This is a genomic window from Streptomyces sp. NPDC020681, from assembly GCF_044334895.1.
Lineage (GTDB): Bacteria > Actinomycetota > Actinomycetes > Streptomycetales > Streptomycetaceae > Streptomyces.
In genome coordinates, this window is the sequence record NZ_JBIRTX010000012.1 from 157,167 (window position 1) to 174,604 (window position 17,438).

The 17,438-nt window shown below is 69.7% G+C and carries 16 protein-coding genes; 7 read left to right on the plus strand and 9 right to left on the minus strand.

Translation table 11 applies throughout. The features are described from left to right. Positions 1-17: 17 nt before the first annotated feature. From ACH4YL_RS26450 to ACH4YL_RS26465, 4 genes are all read right to left on the minus strand, one after another. Entirely contained in the window at positions 18-1,184 is a 1,167-nt protein-coding gene (locus tag ACH4YL_RS26450; protein WP_398509925.1) for a glycosyltransferase, read from the minus strand. A gap of 188 nt (positions 1,185-1,372) precedes the next feature. Continuing rightward, positions 1,373-3,037 carry an ArnT family glycosyltransferase gene (locus tag ACH4YL_RS26455; RefSeq protein WP_398509926.1) on the minus strand — a complete coding sequence of 555 codons (1,665 nt, stop codon included), beginning with the start codon at positions 3,035-3,037 and terminating at the stop codon, positions 1,373-1,375. After that, on the minus strand, positions 3,034-4,296 hold the full coding sequence (locus ACH4YL_RS26460) for a glycosyltransferase (protein WP_398509927.1): 1,263 nt from the start codon (positions 4,294-4,296) through the stop codon (positions 3,034-3,036). The genes ACH4YL_RS26455 and ACH4YL_RS26460 overlap by 4 nt, the downstream gene beginning before the upstream one ends. A 224-nt stretch (positions 4,297-4,520) precedes the next feature. Beyond that, positions 4,521-6,530: a thioredoxin domain-containing protein gene (locus ACH4YL_RS26465; protein ID WP_398509928.1), complete on the minus strand. Its 2,010-nt coding sequence runs from the start codon at positions 6,528-6,530 to the stop codon at positions 4,521-4,523. A gap of 135 nt (positions 6,531-6,665) precedes the next feature. Between ACH4YL_RS26465 and ACH4YL_RS26470 the strand changes: the two genes are divergently transcribed. Next, positions 6,666-9,872, plus strand: a complete 3,207-nt coding sequence (locus tag ACH4YL_RS26470) for a tetratricopeptide repeat protein (RefSeq protein ID WP_398509929.1) — start codon at positions 6,666-6,668, stop codon at positions 9,870-9,872. Positions 9,873-9,935: 63 nt separating this feature from the next. On the opposite strand, the gene ACH4YL_RS26475 is transcribed toward ACH4YL_RS26470, so the two are convergent. Next, a complete protein-coding gene (locus ACH4YL_RS26475; RefSeq protein WP_398509930.1) occupies positions 9,936-10,193 on the minus strand; it encodes a hypothetical protein in 258 nt (85 codons plus the stop codon). Continuing rightward, complete coding sequence (gene mca, locus ACH4YL_RS26480) at positions 10,186-11,067, minus strand: mycothiol conjugate amidase Mca (RefSeq protein ID WP_398509931.1); 882 nt, start codon at positions 11,065-11,067, stop codon at positions 10,186-10,188. The genes ACH4YL_RS26475 and mca overlap by 8 nt, the downstream gene beginning before the upstream one ends. A gap of 95 nt (positions 11,068-11,162) precedes the next feature. Between mca and ACH4YL_RS26485 the strand changes: the two genes are divergently transcribed. Together ACH4YL_RS26485 and greA are read left to right on the plus strand one after the other, a co-directional pair. After that, a complete protein-coding gene (locus ACH4YL_RS26485) occupies positions 11,163-11,567 on the plus strand; it encodes a DUF4307 domain-containing protein (protein ID WP_398509932.1) in 405 nt (134 codons plus the stop codon). Positions 11,568-11,751: 184 nt separating this feature from the next. Then, positions 11,752-12,249 carry a transcription elongation factor GreA gene (gene greA / locus ACH4YL_RS26490; protein WP_398509933.1) on the plus strand — a complete coding sequence of 166 codons (498 nt, stop codon included), beginning with the start codon at positions 11,752-11,754 and terminating at the stop codon, positions 12,247-12,249. 126 nt (positions 12,250-12,375) lie between these two features. Here the strand turns inward: greA and ACH4YL_RS26495 are convergent, their stop codons facing one another. The 3 genes from ACH4YL_RS26495 to ilvA form a co-directional block, all read right to left on the minus strand. Beyond that, positions 12,376-13,233 (minus strand): ABC transporter permease, encoded by an 858-nt coding sequence (locus ACH4YL_RS26495; protein ID WP_398509934.1) that lies wholly within the window; start codon positions 13,231-13,233, stop codon positions 12,376-12,378. After that, on the minus strand, positions 13,230-14,258 hold the full coding sequence (locus ACH4YL_RS26500; protein ID WP_398509935.1) for an ATP-binding cassette domain-containing protein: 1,029 nt from the start codon (positions 14,256-14,258) through the stop codon (positions 13,230-13,232). Before ACH4YL_RS26500 ends, ACH4YL_RS26495 begins: the two co-directional genes overlap by 4 nt. A 138-nt stretch (positions 14,259-14,396) precedes the next feature. Beyond that, positions 14,397-15,626, minus strand: a complete 1,230-nt coding sequence (gene ilvA, locus ACH4YL_RS26505) for a threonine ammonia-lyase (RefSeq protein ID WP_398509936.1) — start codon at positions 15,624-15,626, stop codon at positions 14,397-14,399. 147 nt (positions 15,627-15,773) lie between these two features. Between ilvA and ACH4YL_RS26510 the strand changes: the two genes are divergently transcribed. The 4 genes from ACH4YL_RS26510 to ACH4YL_RS26525 all read left to right on the plus strand — a co-directional run bounded on the left by ACH4YL_RS26510 (position 15,774) and on the right by ACH4YL_RS26525 (position 17,346). Beyond that, entirely contained in the window at positions 15,774-16,286 is a 513-nt protein-coding gene (locus tag ACH4YL_RS26510; RefSeq protein ID WP_398509937.1) for a MarR family winged helix-turn-helix transcriptional regulator, read from the plus strand. A 32-nt stretch (positions 16,287-16,318) separates the two neighbouring features. After that, entirely contained in the window at positions 16,319-16,822 is a 504-nt protein-coding gene (locus ACH4YL_RS26515; RefSeq protein WP_398509938.1) for a sigma factor-like helix-turn-helix DNA-binding protein, read from the plus strand. Next, a complete protein-coding gene (locus tag ACH4YL_RS26520) occupies positions 16,819-17,070 on the plus strand; it encodes a hypothetical protein (protein ID WP_398509939.1) in 252 nt (83 codons plus the stop codon). The genes ACH4YL_RS26515 and ACH4YL_RS26520 overlap by 4 nt, the downstream gene beginning before the upstream one ends. Before the next feature lie 84 nt (positions 17,071-17,154). After that, entirely contained in the window at positions 17,155-17,346 is a 192-nt protein-coding gene (locus ACH4YL_RS26525) for a DUF1059 domain-containing protein (RefSeq protein WP_398509940.1), read from the plus strand. Positions 17,347-17,438 lie beyond the last annotated feature (92 nt).

Below are 17,438 nucleotides of genomic sequence, written 5' to 3' on the forward strand. Positions count from 1 at the left end.
GTGCCCGACGTCTCCCGTCAGGTGCGGGCGCTGCGCACGCGCGAGCCCGGCTTGCGCGACTTCCGGGGCAGGTACACCAGCGCCTCCGTCGCCGCGAACCGCAGGACGAACGTCGTCAGCAGCGCCAGCGCCGTCGCCGGCAGCACCGCCATGTCCATCCGCCCCACAAAGAGCGCGATCAGCGGAATCCGCAGCAGCAGATCGGCGTTGGCGAGCAGCGCGAACCGTCCCACCCGGTCCGCCCAGTGCCGGTGCCCGCGGCGGTCGCGGAACAGCAGCACCTCGATGAGCAGGAAGTTCCATACGACGCCGAACTGATTGGCCACCACCTCGGCCGGGAGATAGTGCATTCCGGCGGCCGTCAGCAGATGCAGCCCGAGCAGGTTCGGCAGAAAACCGGTGAGCCCGATCAGACCGAACGCCACCATCCGTGCCAGCGGCGAGGAGGTCCGCAGCCCGGACAGATGCCCGAGGAACCGGATGCCTTCCTTCGCCGTCGACTTGGACTCGCCCGCGAACCTGTCCTGGAAGACGAACGGAACCTCCGCGACCGTCTCCGGACGGCAGCGCACCGCCAGTTCCAGCAGGATCTTGTAGCCGAGCGGCTTGAGCAGCTCGGCGGTCACCACGCTGCGCCGGATCGCGAAGAACCCGCTCATCGGGTCGCTGATGCCGCGCAGTCTGCGCGGGAAGAGCGCCTTCGTCAGCCAGGTCGCGCCGCGCGAGACGGCGATGCGGTAGCCGCCGGCGAGACCGGCACGGCTGCCGCCGCGGATGTAGCGGCTTGCGACGACGAGATCCGCGCCCGACCGCTCGCCCGCAGCCACGAGTTCGGGCACCAGCGCGGGCGGATGCTGGAGGTCGGCGTCCATGACGACGATCCAGTCGGATCCCGCGGTCCGCAGGCCCTCGACGACCGCGCCGCCGAGCCCGCCGACCGGGGTCTCGCGGTGCAGCACGGCGACCGGGAAGGGGCAGTCCTGCACCGCGGCGCGGATCACCTCGGGGGTGTCGTCCGTGGAGTCGTCGACGAACACGACCTCGCAGGGCAGCCGCGAAGGCACGGACTCGGTGAGCCGGTGCAGCAACTCCCGTATGTTCGCGGACTCGTTGAACGTCGGGATGATGACGGTGACGGCGCCGGGCTCGGCCAGGTCTTGTCCGGTCGATCTTGCCGGGCTCACCTGCCCTGGCACGGCACCTCGCCGCGTTGTCGTCAGTCGCCGACGCTCCGCGTCGGCTCCTTCCTCCGCCTTGCGATGCACCATCCCAGACCCCGCTCGCTCATCCGGCCTGATCGACCGGACAGGACCTCGCTGGGCGGCGGTGAACTCCGGATCGCCGAGTTCTTCGGCACCGGTACGGGGTGTGGTCATCGTGCGCCTCCGGTGATCCGGCGTATCTCGATCCGGTCCTCGCCCTCGCCGAAGACGGCGACGGCGGTCGAATGCTCAAGGGCGGCCTTGACGTTGGGCAGGTCGACGGCGTCGCGCCGGACGGTCGGCGACGACACCACGTAGTCGATGTCCCGCCAGCCGCGGGGCATCGTCTTGGTCACGGCCGGGTCGAGGTCGGCCTTGTAGAACCAGATGGCCCCGGTGCCGGGCTTGAATCCGTCGTGCACCAGGTCGAGCCAGAGGGCGTCGTCGACGAGGACGCGAGTGGACCGGGGGTCGGCTATCTCGTCCTGCATCCAGACGGCGGCGGAGCGGTAGGGCCCGTTGGCGTCGACGGTGAGGGCGTCGCGGTTGCCGGCGTACCAGTGGGGCACGACGTACGCGGCCGCGCCGATGGCCAACGCTGTGGCCACGCCCCACCGGACCCTGGTGACAATCCGACTCTCGTCGCGGCCCGGCCCCCAGCCACGCCGCAGCACCGCGTGCGCGACGCTCGCCGCTCCTCCCGCCAGCACCAGCGCCAGGAACGGGAGCGCCTGGATCACATACATCGCCGGCAGATATCCCGACGGACGCATCGCGACCACCGCCAGGATCGCGACCGCCAGCGCCGGGCCCGCGAGCGCCCTCGCCGTGACCGACCAGCGCAGGGTCAGCAGCAGCAGCGCCGCGCCCGCGAGTCCGCCCAGCGGCAGCACCCGGTCGTAGTACAGCCAGGACTGGAAGACGCCGTGCGAACCGGAGCCCGCGTCGAAGATGGAGCCCGAGCCCTCGCGGCCCATCTGGTACGTGATCCCGTCGATCAGCGAGACATGCCCCGCTCCGGAGAACAGCTCGTTGTTGAGGAGCGCGTACAGCGGATACGAAAGACCGATCAGCGCGCACGCCGTGATCGCTCCGGTCACCGCGAACTTACGGGTGTCCCGGTGGCTGTGCCGCCACATCGTCACCAGCAGTGCCGGCAGCACCACCAGCATCGTCTCCTTGGTGAGCACGGCCGTCGCCGCCGCGAGCCCGGCCCCGAAGTGGTGCCACAGATGCCGGCTCGGCGACGCAGCCAGGCAGAACGCCAGCAGCATCCACATCACCGCGATGTTGTCGAGGAAGATCTCCCGTTGCAGGACGACGGAGAGCGGCGAGAGCCCGAAGAGCAGCATCGCGAGCGCCGCGGACCACCGCGGCAGGAACAGCCGGCGCGCCAGTACGTACAGCAGCACCGCGCATGCCGCGCTGACCAGCAGCATCGCAAAGCGCATCGACGCGACCGTCATGGATTCGGGCGCGATGAGCGAGGGGATCCAGGTGAGTCCGGCGATCTGGATCCAGCCGAGCGGCGGATGGTCGTACCAGTACGTGTAGTGCGCGAGCCCGTCGCCCTGCTGGACCGCCCAGGCCTGCGCGAGATACGTGCCTTCGTCGTCGCTGAGGGTCGGGAAGTGGGTGATGTTCCAGCCCTGGACGAGCAGGATCACGGCAAGCAGCCCGAGGCAGAGCAGCAGATCGGGCCGGGAGCTGCGGAAGCGTATGACGGGCCGTATGTGGACGGGCGTCACCGCCGGAGCGGGCGTTTCGGCGGCCGCGGTGTCGGTGGTGGCGGTGGCGGTGTCCGTGTCGGGCGCCGGAGGCAGCGTGGTGGTCACCGGTGGACGTCCTCTCGGATCTCGGAGAGATGCGCGCCGACATGACTGGTCAGCTCCCACTCGTTGCGTCCCCGCTGCTCCCGCCAGACCGCGCGCATCGCCGCGCCGGCCAGCAGGACCTGGTAGAAGGGGCCGCCGACGATGAGCTTGAGGTAGTGCACGAAGCGGACGCGAAGGCCGTACTGCTTGCCGAAGTCGTGCAGTCCGACGATCTCGAAGACAAAGGTGACCATGGCCGTGATCAGCGGCAGGAAGGTCACGATGGCGATGCCGACCGGTACGTCGAGAAAGAGCGCGACGGCCACGTTGACCGGGATGATCACTCCGGAGAACGCCTGGAGGAACGGTGTCATCAGGGTGTAGCGGGCGAGCAACCGCTGCCCGAAGCCCGGGAGTTGCTTCCAGTCCTTCTTCCGGTAGACCTGAAGGAAGCCCTGGTTCCAGCGGGTGCGCTGTTTGAGCAGGCTCATCAGCGTGCCGGGGGTCTCCTCGCGGGTGACCATGTCGCTGTCGTAGGCGACGACGACCTTCTTGCCGGCGGAGGAGAGCCGTACGCCCAGGTCGCAGTCCTCGGCAAGGCAGTTGGGATCCCAGCCGTCCGCCTCGCGCAGCACCTTGGTGCGGACGAAGACGGTGTTGCCGCCCAGCGGGATGAAACCTTTCTGCGCGTGCAGATGGAGCCGGCTGCGGAACCAGAAGAAGTACTCCAGGCAGTTGCGCAGGCTGTACCAGCTGGAGTGGAAGTTGATCAGCTGCACACCGCCCTGCACGACATCCGCGCCGGTCGAGGTGAACGCGTGGTCGACATGCGCGAGCAGTTCGGGGTGGACCTGGTCCTCGGCGTCGAAGACGCCGACGATGTCGCCGCGGCAGTGCGGCAGCGCGGTGTTGAGGGCCTTCGGCTTGTTCTTCTTCTCGTGGGTGTCGGTGATGACCCGCACCCGGAGCGGATCGCGCTCGGCCATGCGCTCGGCGACCGCGGTGGTCTCCGGGTCGTCGTGGCCGACGATCACGATGACCTCGTAGTTGGTGTGGCTGGATTCCAGCAGCCGCTCGATGGTGTGCTCCAGGACCGCCTGCTCGTGCCGCGCGGGCAGCAGCAGCGAGAAGGAGAGCCCGACACCGCCGTCGGGCCGGTCGAAGCGGGTGGCCGCGAGCGTTTCGGGCGTACGCCAGGCGTGCATCTGCCACCACAGCGTGAAGGCCGCCATCCAGAACAGCGCCACGGAAATGGCAGCAACGAACACCGATATCAGCACGGATCGGTCCCCCCTTGGACCCTGCGTGCCGGCAGCAGGACCCCCCTGGCCGGGCAACGCACACCTGTGGTCAGCCTCGGTTCCGCACTCCCCAGTACGTACGTTCGGCTACTCCTCGTGCCGTGGACCTTATGAGCGGAACATTAAAATCCGGTGCTCGTACGATAAAAACTGACGTTTCTCCGACACTCGGCGCGTTTATCGCCATGTGCCTTCAAGCACCGTCAAGAACCGAGTTGCCGGGCAAGTTCCGCCGCGTCCGTCGTCGGCGTACGACAGGTGAAATGACGGCATACGTACGCGGCTGGGCGGCCGTCCACCAGCGGACGTTCCCTGAGGAGCGGGAATTCGTCGCTGTCCGGCTCACCGGCCGCCACCACCGTGCCGGGGGCCCTGCCCAGCAGCGCCGTACGGTGCAACTCGGCGGTCGCCGGGTCGCCTTGAGGTCCGACGACCGCGACCTCGCGCGGACCGTCGAGCCGCGCCTCCGCCACGGCGAGACCCCAGCCGATGAACCGCGGCGCGCGCGGGCCCAGTGCCTTCACCACGCCCAACGCCCCTTCCGCCACGGTGCGATGAGCCTCGGACCCGGTCTGCGCCGCATACGACAGGAGCGCTCCGGCCGCGGCCGTCCAGCCGGACGGAGTGGCGTTGTCCGTCGGGTCCTGCGGGCGGCGGATCAGCGGCTCGGCGTCGTGCGCGGTGTCGTAGAGCGTTCCGCCCTCGCCGACGAACTGGTCGATGACAATGTCCAGAAGGAAGCCCGCGAACTCCAGCCACACGCCTTCGCCGGTCACACCCGCCAGCGCGAGGAAGCCCTCGGCGACATCGGCGTAGTCCTCCAGCACACCCGCGTTGGCGCCCGCCCGGCCGTCCTTGGACGTACGGAAAAGGCGGGCTGCGGTGTCCATGTGCAGCCGGACCAGCAGATCGGCCGCCTCGGTGGCCCGCTCGACCAGATCCGGCCGGTCGAAGTACGCGCCGGCTTCGGCGAGCGCGGCGATCGCCAGTCCGTTCCAGGCGGCGACCACCTTGTCGTCGCGGCCCGGCCGCGGCCGGGCCTCACGCGCCGCCAGCAGCCGCCGCTTGATGGCCGGATCGGCTTCCTCGCCCGGGAGTTGGAGGACCGAAAAGCCCTCCTCGAAGGTGCCTTGCTCCGTCACGCCGAAGATCTCGGCCGCCGCCCGGCCGTCCTCGTCGCCGAGCACCTCTCGCAGCTGCTCCGGAGTCCACACATAGAACGCGCCCTCGACATGCCTGCCGGTGCCGTCGTCGCTGTCGGCGTCGAGCGCGGACGCGAAGCCGCCCTCCGGCGTGCGCAGCTCACGGACCATGAAGTCGGCGGTCTCCAGCGCCACCCGCCGGGCCTGCTCGCTGCCGGTCGTCCGCCACAGATGCGCGAAGACCCGGCACAGCAACGCATTGTCGTAGAGCATCTTCTCGAAGTGCGGCACCACCCATTCCCGGTCCACCGAGTACCGCGCGAAACCGCCGCCGAGCTGGTCGTACATTCCGCCGCGGGCCATCGCCCCACAGGTCTCGACGGCCATCTGGAGCGCTCCGTCGGACCCGGTGCGGGCATGGTTGCGCAGCAGGAATTCGACCGCCATCGACGGCGGAAACTTCGGCGCACCGCCGAATCCGCCGTGCCGTTCGTCGTATTCGCGGGTCAGCCCGAGCAGCGCCTGCGCCAGCTCCTCCTCGCCCGGCACACCCTGTCCGCCGGTCGCCAGTGAGCGCGCGGCCAGATCGCGGACGATCTTCTGCGCGACCTCGTCGACCTCCTCGCGGCGGTCCCGCCAGGCGGCCGTGACGCCTTCGAGCACCTGCTGGAAGGAGGCCATGCCGTGCCGGGGCGCGGGCGGGAAGTACGTACCGAAGTAGAAGGGCTGGGCCTCGGCGGTGAGAAAGACGGTCATCGGCCAGCCGCCCTGGCCGGTGGCGGCCTGCACGGCCTCCATGTACACGGCGTCCACGTCCGGTCGCTCCTCGCGGTCGACCTTGACGGGGACGAAGTGCTCGTTGAGATACGCGGCGGTGGTCTCGTCCTCGAAGGACTCGTGCGCCATCACATGACACCAGTGACAGCTGGAGTAGCCGACGCTGAGCAGCACCGGAACGCCCCGCTTGCGGGCCTCCTCGAAGGCCTCGCCCGACCACGGCCACCAGTCGACCGGGTTGTCGGCGTGCTGAAGGAGGTAGGGGGAAGTCTCATGGGCAAGGCGGTTCGGCATGTCATCCATCCTCTCTCAGGTGCGGATGATCGCCGGACTCTCTCGCGCTGACGCGCCGCACGCAGGACACTTGTGGCCGGAACAGAACCGGAACAGAAACCGGAACGGATCCGGAGCTCTCGGAGGGGGACCCTTATGCGGGACAGCCATCGGGCGGAAGCCGAGCGGCTGTTGGTACGCGCCGTGGAGGAAGAGGTACGGCGTTCAGGTGGGCGCTCGGACGCGAATGTGCTGCTGGCGCGCGGCCGGGCGGGCTTCGATGCGATGGCGGCCATCGCCGCCGAGGAGTACGCCGCGTACGAGCAGGCGCTGGCGGAGGCAGAAGCCGCGCAGCAGCCGTTGTCCGCGCAGTTCAGCAGGCGCAACATCTCAACTCCCGTCCTGGTGACGGCCGTTGCGGCGGCCGCGGCGATCGGCGCGGACATGGCGCTCGGCACGGCCACCGGCACCGCGCTCGGTGCGGGCGCGTTCGTCGCCGTCGCCGGCGCGGCCACCACCGTCGCCAAGGTGACCGCCTCGCACTGGCCGGCCGCGCACCGCAGGGCCGGCGCGCTGGGCCAGCCCGGCGGGCCCGAGCAGCTGCGCCTGCAGTGGCTGACGGCGCTGGAGGTGCGGGGCATCCGCCCGTTCCTGGACCAGCAGCGGATGCTGACCGCCACAAACCGTCCGGTGAAAAAGACCGCCGCGGCGCCCCAGCTGCGCGGCACCGACCGCAGCGCGGCCGCGCGCAGCCGGTCCGTGCTGGCGAATTCCTTCGGGCATCTGCCGGAGCCGGACGGTCCGTTCGCGGGCCGCCGCGAGCAGCTGGCCCAGATCGCGCAGTGGGTGCACGCCGCCCGCGCGTCGACGGAGACCAGGCCGACCGTCGTCGTGCTGTACGGCGCGCCCGGCGCCGGCCGCACCGCGCTCGCGGTGCGGGCCACACACCAGCTCAAGGACCAGTTCCGCGGCGCGTGCGTGGTCGATCTGCGCGGCGACGGCGACCATCCGCTCTCCACGCGCGACGCGCTGCTGCATCTGCTGAACCGGCTTGGCGCGCCCCGCGAGCAGCTGCTGTTCCGCGAGCGGTCGTCGGCCGAGCAGCAGGTGCGGCGGCTGAGCGAGCTGTACCACCAGCATCTGACCGGTCTGCCGGTGACGGTGGTGCTCGACGACGCGAGCGACCCGGCGCAGGTGCGCACGCTGGTGCCGGAGCGCTCGGACAGCCTGGTGCTGGTGACGGCGCGGGCGCGTCTCGACCTGCCGGCGGACATTCCGGCATGGGTGCACCAGCTGCCGGTCGAAGCACTCGACGAGGCGGGCGCGGAGGAACTGCTGCGGGCCTGTGCCGAGGAGCCGGCGCCGGGTCCGTACGACGCCCAATCGGCCGACGAGGTGAGGAAGTTGTGCGGCGGGCTGCCGCTGGCGCTGCGGATCGCCGGCTCCTCACTCGGCCCGCGCACCACCCAGCAGCTCGCCGCCGATCTGGCCGTCTACGGGCCGGTGGAACCGGTCGAACGGGCGCTGTGGCTGCGCTACACCGACCAGTCCGAGCAGGCGCGGCGGCTGCTGCGCCGGCTCGCGCTCGCCGGACGCGCATCGCTCGGCGCGGCAGCGGCGGCGTCGCTGCTCGCCACCGACGAGCAGGAGTCGCAGCGGCTGCTGACGAGCCTGGCCGAGGCCGGCTTGATCGACCATGTGCGGGCCAGCCGCTACCGGCTGCACGACGCCGTACGCACCTTCGCCACGGCCCGTCTCCTGGACGAGGAGGAGGCCGCCGAGCGCGCGGCCGCACAGGAGCGGCTGATCCAGAACTACGCGGACCTGGCCGGAGCGGTGATCCGGATGGTGGACGGCAAGATGTCCACCCGCGCGGGCAAGTTCGGCGCACACGGCTTCGCCTCGCTGGACGCGGCGCTGCACTGGCTGGACGACGAGTCCAGCTTCATCACCTCGGCCCTCAAGCACGCGGAGGGCGTGAACCAGCAGACCGTGCTCAATCTGCTGGGCGCGCTGTGCGACTACTGCCTGCTCCGCGGCGACCTGTACCGGCTCGGCGAGATCAGCGAGCTGTCGCAGGCGGTCGAAGGCGGCCTGCTGGAGCGTTCCGTACGGTGGCGCACCGGCATCGCGGCCCGCCAGCTCGGCGAGCTCGACAAGGCCCGTACGACCCTGTCGTCCGTGGTCGGCCTCTACCGCGAGGCGCAGAACGACTCGGGCACCGCGCTCGCCCTCTGCTCGCTCGGCATCACCCTGCACCACCAGGGCAATCTGACCGAGGCGGCGGCCAAGCTGCACGAGGCGATCGATCTCCAGTCCTCCGACGAACAGGCCGAGGACCGTGCCTGGTCACTGCACGCACTGGCCGCGGTCGAACGCGACCGGGCCAATCTCGCCGAGGCCCTGACACTGCTGGCGACGGCGCTGACGCTGCACCGCGAGGGCGAGTCGCTGCACGGCGAGGCGTGGACGCACTTCCAGCTCGGCCAGGTGTGCCTGCGGATGGGCGATGTGCCGCGCGCCGAGTCGGAGCTGCGGGAGGCGATGGATCTGTACGGCCGCACCCGCGACGGCCGCGGCGAGGCCTGGGCGCTGACCCAGCTCGCCCGGGCCCGCCTCGTCGACGGCGATCCGGACCCGGCGGTCGAGGACCTGCGCCAGGCGCTGACCCGGCACCGCGACAACGAGGACGCGCGCGGTGAGGCGTGGACGCTGTACTACCTGGGCCAGGCCCTGGAGGAGAGCGGCGACCGCGACCAGGCGGTACGGGAGCTGGAGCGGGCCCGCACGATGTTCTCGCGGATGCGCGACGTGTACGGCCTGGCGTGCGCGCGCCACCACTCGGGCCGCGTCACCCGCGACCAGCGCGCGGCCCAGACCGGCAACCTCCGCAACTCCGGCTTCGCCCGCCAGCTCCTGGTCGACGCCCGCGCCGACTTCCGCCGCATCGGCGTGGCCCACGGCGAGGCCTGGACCTGCCTGGAACTGGCGCTGATCGACGCGGGCAACAACCGCGCCGCGCAGGCGCTGGCGCTGTGCGACGAGGCGGCGGAGCTGTTCGCCTCCTACCAGGACGACCGCGGCTCCGACTGGGCCCGCTTCCTGCGCTGCACCCTGCTGCCGTACGCCTCACCGGGCGGCAGCGAGGTCGGCACGGTGGTGGCGCAGGAGGAGCTGACCCGCCTGATGGAGAAGACCCACGCGTCACGCGACGGCAAGCTCGAGGACTGCGCGGAGGCACTGGCGGTGATGCTGGAACGCGGGGTCCGCCTGGAGGACGGCTGGCAGGCCTGGCACCTGGGCATGGTCCCGAACCGCCACGCACGAGAGGTGATGGGCGTCCCGGTGGTGGCCACGCGCTGACCCCAACGGCCTGTGGCCCGGACCCCCGAAGCCGGGGTTCCGGGCCACCACATCTGCCGAGCCTCAGGCCGACGCCGGCCCTGACTTCGCCTGCCGGCCGTCCTTCGCGGACTGGTCCGCCTTCGGGTCCGGGGACTCCTCGAAGTTCACCCGCCCCATGTGCCGGTTCATCGACTTCATCAGGAACCACACCCCCACGGCCAGCGCCGCGAAGACGATGAAGCCCAGCACGCCGGGGGTCACCTTGTTCTTGTCGAGCTCCGCCGCGAGGGTGGCCGCGTGCGTCATTGCGAGGTCTGCGCTTGCGCTCATGTCAGGCATTCTCGCGGATGCCCGCGAAGAGGTCGTCCTCGGGGAGGGAGGTATCGACCAGAGACTTCGCCAGCTCGTACTCCTCGGTCGGCCAGACCTTCCGCTGGATCTCCAGCGGAACCCGGAACCAGCCCCCGTCCGGGTCGATCTGCGTCGCGTGCGCGATCAGTGCCTTGTCGCGGATCTCGAAGAAGTCGCCGCACGGAACGTATGTGGTCAGCGTCCGCTCGGCCCGCTGGAACTCCTTCCAGCGCTCCAGCCACTCGCCGTACGGAGACTCAAGACCCCGCTCCAGCAGCGCCTCGTGCAGCGCGACCGTACGCGGCCGGTTGAAGCCCTGGTTGTAGTAGAGCTTCTGCGGCTCCCACACCGGGCCGAACTCCGACTCCGGGAACCGCTCCGCGTCGGCCGCTCCGTCGAAAGCGATCATCGAAATCGTGTGGGTCATGATGTGGTCGGGGTGCGGATAGCCGCCGTTCTCGTCGTACGTCGTGATGACCTGCGGACGGAACGTACGGATGGACTTCACCAGGCGGCCCGCGGCCACCTCATCGTCCTCGAGCGCGAAGCAGCCCTCGGGCAGCGGCGGCAGCGGGTCGCCCTCCGGCAGACCCGAGTCGACGAAGCCGAGCCACTCCTGCTTGACGCCGAGGATCTCGCGCGCCTCGTCCATCTCCTTCTTGCGCACCTCGTGGATGTGCTCCTCGATGTACGCATCTCCCTGGAGCTTCGGATTGAGGATGGAGCCGCGCTCGCCTCCCGTGCAGGTCACGACCAGCACGTCCACCCCCTCGGACACATACTTGGCCATCGTGGCCGCGCCCTTGCTCGACTCGTCGTCGGGGTGGGCGTGAACGGCCATCAGTCGCAGCTGCTCAGTCAAGACTCGATCCTCAATGATTTGTCATGTCGGGCGGCTTCTATAGTGACCGAATCGGGGGGCGGAAAATTCCGGACCCCTGTCCGAGAGGAATCACCATGACCGCGGTGCGCGATCAGCGCCCGGACGGCCGTTACGGCCGTCCGGCGGACGAGCGTGCCGACCGCAGGCTCAAGGTGCTGGGCTCGGTGCTCGGTGTTGCACTGCTCGCGGTGGTCGGCTGGTTCGGCTACGACTACATCGCCGGGCAGCGGATCAGCGCCGAGCTGATCAAATTCTCCGTGGTCTCGGACTCCGAGGTCCAGGTGCATCTGGAGATCCGCAAGGATGCGGACGCCACCGGCTCCTGCGTCGTGCGCTCCCGCGCCGAGGACGGGTCCGAGGTGGGCTGGCTGGACGTCGCCGTCGGGCAGCGCGGCGAGAAGCGGATCGACCAGGTCGTCACGGTGCGCACAAGGGCGCGGGCGACCAGCGCGGAGCTGGTGCAGTGCACCGCCCGATGACGGCCCGGCGCGTCGCCGAGTGACGTCAGTTCGCGGCGCTGACCTGCGGTGACGCAATTCTGATGGCTTTCGTCCTCCCCCTTCCGCCACGAAATTGTTAGGCTCGTGGTTTCGCCCATCCAGGAAGGACAATCCTTCTGGGTAGGGCGATGCTTTGTATTCCCAGTACCTACGAGGAGCACCTGTGACCCAGACCAGCGAGAACGTCACCTGGCTCACCCAGGAGGCGTACAACCAGCTCAAGGCCGAGCTGGAGTACCTGTCTGGTCCCGCGCGCACGGAGATCTCTGCGAAGATCGCGGCGGCGCGTGAGGAGGGAGACCTGCGGGAGAACGGCGGGTACCACGCGGCCAAGGAAGAGCAGGGCAAGCAGGAGCTCCGTGTGCGCCAGCTGACCCAGCTCCTGGAGAACGCCAAGGTCGGCGAGGCCCCGGAGGCCGACGGCGTGGTCGCGCCCGGCATGGTCGTGACGATTGCCTTCGACGGCGACGAGGACGACACGACGACGTTCCTGCTCGCCTCCCGTGAGTACGCGAGCTCGGACATCGAGACGTACTCCCCGCAGTCCCCGCTCGGCTCCGGCGTGAACGGCAAGAAGGTCGGCGAGGACGCCGAGTACGAGCTGCCGAACGGCAGGTCGGCCTCGGTGAAGATCCTCGAGGCCAAGCCGTACTCCGGCTGAGCCGGACACCGCAGCAGACAGCGACAGCACGGCGAAAGGGCCGGACCGCATCTCGCGGTCCGGCCCTTCGCTGTACGCATGTGATCAGGCGATCGTGATCAGGAGGACGTGATCAGGAGGACGTGATCAGGCGGTCGCCGAGCGGTACTTGCGCACCGCCAGCGTCCGGAAGACCACCAGGATCAGCACCGACCAGAGGACCGAGGCCAGGATCGGGTGCTGCATGGGCCAGGCGTCCGAGGTCTGGAAGCCGGGCGGAAGGTTGCCGAACAGCTCGCGGCAGGCCTGCACCGTGGCGCTGAACGGGTTCCACTCGGCGACGGTCTGCAGGAAGCCGGGCATCTTGTTCGCGTCGACGAAGGCGTTCGAGATGAACGTCAGCGGGAACAGCCAGATCAGTCCGCCGGAGGTCGCCGCCTCGGGGGTGCGGACCGAGAGGCCGATCAGCGCGCCGATCCAGGAGAAGGCGTACCCGAGCAGGAGCAGCAGCAGGAAGCCGAGCAGCACCTTGCCGATGTTCTCGTGCACCCGCCAGCCGATGATCAGCGCGACGACCGCGAGCACGACGAGCGTGAGCGCCGTCTGCACGAGGTCGGCGAACGTACGGCCGGTGAGGACCGCGCCGCGCGCCATGGGCAGCGACCGGAATCGGTCGATGAGGCCCTTGTGCATGTCGTCGGCGATGCCCGCGCCGGCACCCGCCGTGGCGAAGGTGACGGTCTGGGCGAAGATGCCCGCCATCAGGAACTCGCGGTAGTCCTGGGTCGAGATGGACGAGCCGACCTGGATGGATCCGCCGAAGACATAGGTGAACAGCACCACGAACATGATCGGCTGGATCATGCCGAAGATGATCATCTCCGGGATGCGGGTCATCCGGATCAGATTGCGCTTGGCCACGACGAGCGAGTCGTTGACCGACTGCACGATGCCGCCGCGCGGCCTGGGGGCCGTGATCTTGACGGCTTCCGTAGTGGTGGTCACTGCACGCTCTCCTTACGGGACTTGTCGGCCTTCGGGATCATGTCGGCCTTGGCGGCCGTCACTTCGCCGTTCTCCTCGTCCTCGATCTCGGCGTGGTGGCCGGTGATCGAGATGAAGACGTCGTCGAGCGTCGGGCGGCGCAGACCGATGTCGTCGATCTCCACGCCCCGTATGTCGAGTTCGCGGATGACTTCGGCGAGCAGCTTCGCGCCGCCGGTGACCGGGACGGTGAGCTTGCGGGTGTGGTCGGCGATGGAGACCTGGCCCTTGCCGAAGCCGAGCAGCACCTCGCGGGCGGGGTCGATCTGCTCTCGCTCGTGCACCACGACCTCGACGCGCTCGCCGCCGGTCTGGGCCTTGAGCTGGTCGGCGGTGCCGCGGGCGATGACCTTGCCGTGGTCGACGACGCAGATGGTGTCGGCCAGGTGGTCGGCCTCTTCCAGGTACTGCGTGGTCAGCAGCAGGGTCGTGCCGCCACGGACGAGCTCCTGTATGACCTCCCAGAGCTGCTGCCTGTTCCGCGGGTCGAGGCCGGTGGTCGGCTCGTCCATGAACATCACGGGCGGCGAGACGACCAGCGCCGCCGCGAGGTCGAGGCGGCGGCGCATGCCGCCGGAGTACGTCTTGGCGGGCCGGTCGGCTGCGTCGGCGAGGTTGAACCGCTCCAGCAGCGCGGCGCCGCGCACCTTCGCGTCCTTCGCGCTCATCTGGTAGAGCTGGCCGACCATCTGGAGGTTCTCGCGGCCGGTCAGATACTCGTCGACCGCGGCGAACTGGCCGGAGAGGCCGATGGAGCGGCGCACTTCGTTCGGATGCTTGAGTACGTCGATGCCGGCGACGACCGCTTTGCCGCTGTCCGGCTTCAGCAGTGTGGTCAGCACGCGCACTGCCGTGGTCTTGCCGGCGCCGTTCGGGCCGAGAAGTCCGAGGACCGTGCCTTCCGGAACGTCGAGATCGACGCCGTCCAGAGCCCTCACGTCGCCGAAGGTCTTGACCAGACCTTCGGCGTAAATGGCGCCTGGCATAAGGGTTCTCCCAAGGTATGCAAGTGGTTTCTGCTCAGATCCGTGCGGTTTCCGCGCCTGACAGGGGCACGGCAGGGCCTTCACTGTAACGCGATACATCGCGTTACTCAAGACTGTGTCGTGACTGCTTCCGACGCCTCAGTCGAGGACCGTGTACCCGGCCCTGCGCAGCTCGGCGGCGACCTCGTCGCAGTGCTCAGGGCCCTTTGTCTCGAGCTGCAACTCCACCTCCACCTCAGTGAGTCCGAGCCGGGGATCGGTCCGTACGTGACTCACATCGAGGACGTTAGCGTCGAGCACTGACAATGAGCCGAGAAGTGCGGCGAGCGCCCCCGGCCGGTCGGTCAGACGCAACCTCAGCGACAGATAGCGGCCCGCTGCCGCCATTCCGTGCCGGAGGATGCGCTGCATCAGCAGCGGATCCACATTGCCGCCCGACAGCACGGCGACAACCGGACCCTTGAATGCCTTCGGCTCGCTCAGCAGCGCCGCCACCGGACTGGCCCCGGCGGGCTCGACGACGAGCTTGGCCCGCTCGAGACAGAGCAGCAGTGCGCTGGAGAGCGCGTCCTCGGAGACCGTACGGACCTCGTCGACCAGATCGCCAATGATTTTGAACGGCACGTCCCCGGGACGGCCCACCTTGATGCCGTCGGCCATCGTCACCGGAGCGTCGATCGAGACCGGATGCCCGGCCGTCAGCGAGGGCGGATAGGACGCCGCGCCCTCCGCCTGCACGCCGACCACCCGCACATCGGGACGCAGCGCCTTCACCGCCACCGCGATGCCCGCCGCCAGTCCCCCGCCGCCGATGCCGACGATGATCGTCCGCACCTCCGGGCACTGCTCGAGGATCTCCAGACCGACCGTGCCCTGCCCGGCGATGATGTCGGGATGGTCGAAGGGGTGGATGAAGACCGCGCCCGTCTCGTGCGCGTACTCCTGGGCGGCGGCCAGCGTCTCGTCGATGACATGTCCGTGCAGCCGCACATCGGCGCCGTACTCCCGCGTCGCGGCGACCTTCGGCAGCGGTGCGCCGACCGGCATGAACACGGTCGAGTGCACTCCGAGCAGGGACGACGCCAGCGCCACACCCTGCGCGTGGTTGCCGGCCGAGGCGGCGACGACACCGGCCGCGCGCTCCACCGGGGAGAGCCCGGAGATCCGTACGTACGCGCCGCGTAGCTTGAAGGAGCCTGTCCGCTGAAGGTTCTCGCACTTGAGGTGGACAGGGGCGCCCACCAATTGCGTCAGATGCCTGCTGCCTTCCATCGGGGTCGTCCGCGCGACACCCGAGAGCATCTTCTGCGCCCCGCGGACATCGTCGAGGATGACGGGACGCAAGGTGCCAGGCGTACTGAAGCTCATGACAGCAAGTCTCGCAGCTCACCGGCGGGGCAGCTGCCCGGATCCCGTGCTTCCCCACTGGTTTGCGCAGCTCCGGTACGCACCGGGTTTTTGCCGCGTACTCTGTCCCCCACCAACCGACCACCGCACGAGAGAGCCCCCCTAGCCATGCCCACTTCTCAGGACATGACGACCCATCTCGACCCCGGCCTCCTCGATGCTCTCCAGCACCAGGTCGCCGTCTTCGCCCGCCGCGCGGAACAGACCCGGCTCGGTGGGGTCGGACAGGTCCGCAACTCCATGGACCGCGCCGCCTATCTGCTGCTCAACCGGCTCGACCGGGAGGGCCCGATGGGTGTGAAGGCGCTTGCGGCGGGCATGGGCATCGACTCGTCGACCGTCACCCGCCAGGTCGCACCGCTCGTCGACACCGGCCTGGTCAAGCGCACATCGCACCCGGAGGACGGGCGCGCCGTGGTCCTCCAGCTCTCGCCGCGCGGCCAGGCCAGGCTCGAAGAGGTCCGCTCCTCGCGGCGCGAACTGATGGCCCAGGTGACAGAAGGCTGGACGGAGACGGAGCGTGAGTCGTTCTGCACGCTGCTCACCCGTTTCAACACCGCGCTCTCGGCCCGGCAGGCCGGTCTGCCGCCGGTGGAGACGGAGACGCCGCCGACCTCTTGACCCCGGCCGCGTAACAGCCTCTATATGAAGAGGTGAGCGATCGGCAGACGGCAAGGGGGCGTCGGCGTGCCCGGGAGTTCGAAGCGTTCGTCGCGGGCGCGGCCGGCCGGCTGCTGCATGCCGCCACTCTCCTCACGGCCGAGCCCCCGGCCGCCAATCCGCACGCCCAGCAGCTGCTGACCGCCGCGCTGGCCCGTACATACGCCGACTGGGACCGGCTCCGCGGCGAGGATCCGTACGACCGCACCCGCCAGGAGCTGGCCACCCGCTTCGCGCGCGCCGCCTGGCGCTACCACCGCGTACGGGGCGGCGTGCTGGACCGCCTCACCCCACAGGAACGGCTGATCCTGGTGCTGCGGCTGTACGAAGGGGTGGCCGAGGAGCAGACCGCGGCGCTGATCGGGCTGCCGGCGGAACGGGTGCGCGCGATCTGCCTCCGGGCGGTCTCGACGATGCGCAGCAAGCCGCCGTCGAAGCCGGCGAAACCCACGAAGCCGACGAAGCCGACCGGCTCACCGGTCGAGGCGGCGCCATGAACCACCAGGGCCGCAAGGAGGACGAGGTCCGCCGCCTGCTGGAGGCCGGGCATCCGCCGGTGCCCGCGGATCTGGCGGCACGCGCCGCGGAGCAGGGCGGCCGGCTGCTGCGCCGCCATCGCACCGTGCGCCGGACCCTCTGGCTGCTGGTTCTCGTGGCAGCGCTGGCTTTCGCGGTCTGGGCGGCGGTGGCGGAGCCGTGGGCGGTGCCGCCGAGCGATACGACGCCTCCGTTCGAGGGCTGGTAGCCCGCCCGGTTTGCGCAGGTCGACCTGACCCGTCCGGATCTATCCTGGACAGAGCGGCGTACTGATCGAGCCGAGGAGGTCGCTATGACCAGGAAAGTCGCCGACTGCCGCAAGTACCCGAGCGAGATGAACTGCTCGCTCACCATCTCGGGTGAGGAAGAGGAAGTCGTACGGGCCGCGGCCGAGCACGCCGCTTCTGTCCACGGACACACGGACGACGCGGAGCTGCGCAAGTGGGTCCGTGAATCGCTGGAGGACGAGAAGATCCCCGCCTGAACCGGCTGAACCCGCTGACCGGTGTCGACTGACCGGCCTGTGTCTGCTGACGGATCTGTGTCTGCTGACGTTCGCCGGACGGGCTCGCGACT

Coding starts and splice junctions, on each gene's coding strand:
- ACH4YL_RS26520 (WP_398509939.1), top strand. CDS start 16,819: ATGAACCACCAGGGCCGCAAGGAGGACGAGGTCCGCCGCCTGCTGGAG.
- ACH4YL_RS26510 (WP_398509937.1), top strand. CDS start 15,774: ATGCCCACTTCTCAGGACATGACGACCCATCTCGACCCCGGCCTCCTC.
- ACH4YL_RS26500 (WP_398509935.1), bottom strand. CDS start 14,258: ATGCCAGGCGCCATTTACGCCGAAGGTCTGGTCAAGACCTTCGGCGAC.
- ACH4YL_RS26525 (WP_398509940.1), top strand. CDS start 17,155: ATGACCAGGAAAGTCGCCGACTGCCGCAAGTACCCGAGCGAGATGAAC.
- ACH4YL_RS26465 (WP_398509928.1), bottom strand. CDS start 6,530: ATGCCGAACCGCCTTGCCCATGAGACTTCCCCCTACCTCCTTCAGCAC.
- ACH4YL_RS26485 (WP_398509932.1), top strand. CDS start 11,163: ATGACCGCGGTGCGCGATCAGCGCCCGGACGGCCGTTACGGCCGTCCG.
- ilvA (WP_398509936.1), bottom strand. CDS start 15,626: ATGAGCTTCAGTACGCCTGGCACCTTGCGTCCCGTCATCCTCGACGAT.
- ACH4YL_RS26475 (WP_398509930.1), bottom strand. CDS start 10,193: ATGCCTGACATGAGCGCAAGCGCAGACCTCGCAATGACGCACGCGGCC.
- ACH4YL_RS26470 (WP_398509929.1), top strand. CDS start 6,666: ATGCGGGACAGCCATCGGGCGGAAGCCGAGCGGCTGTTGGTACGCGCC.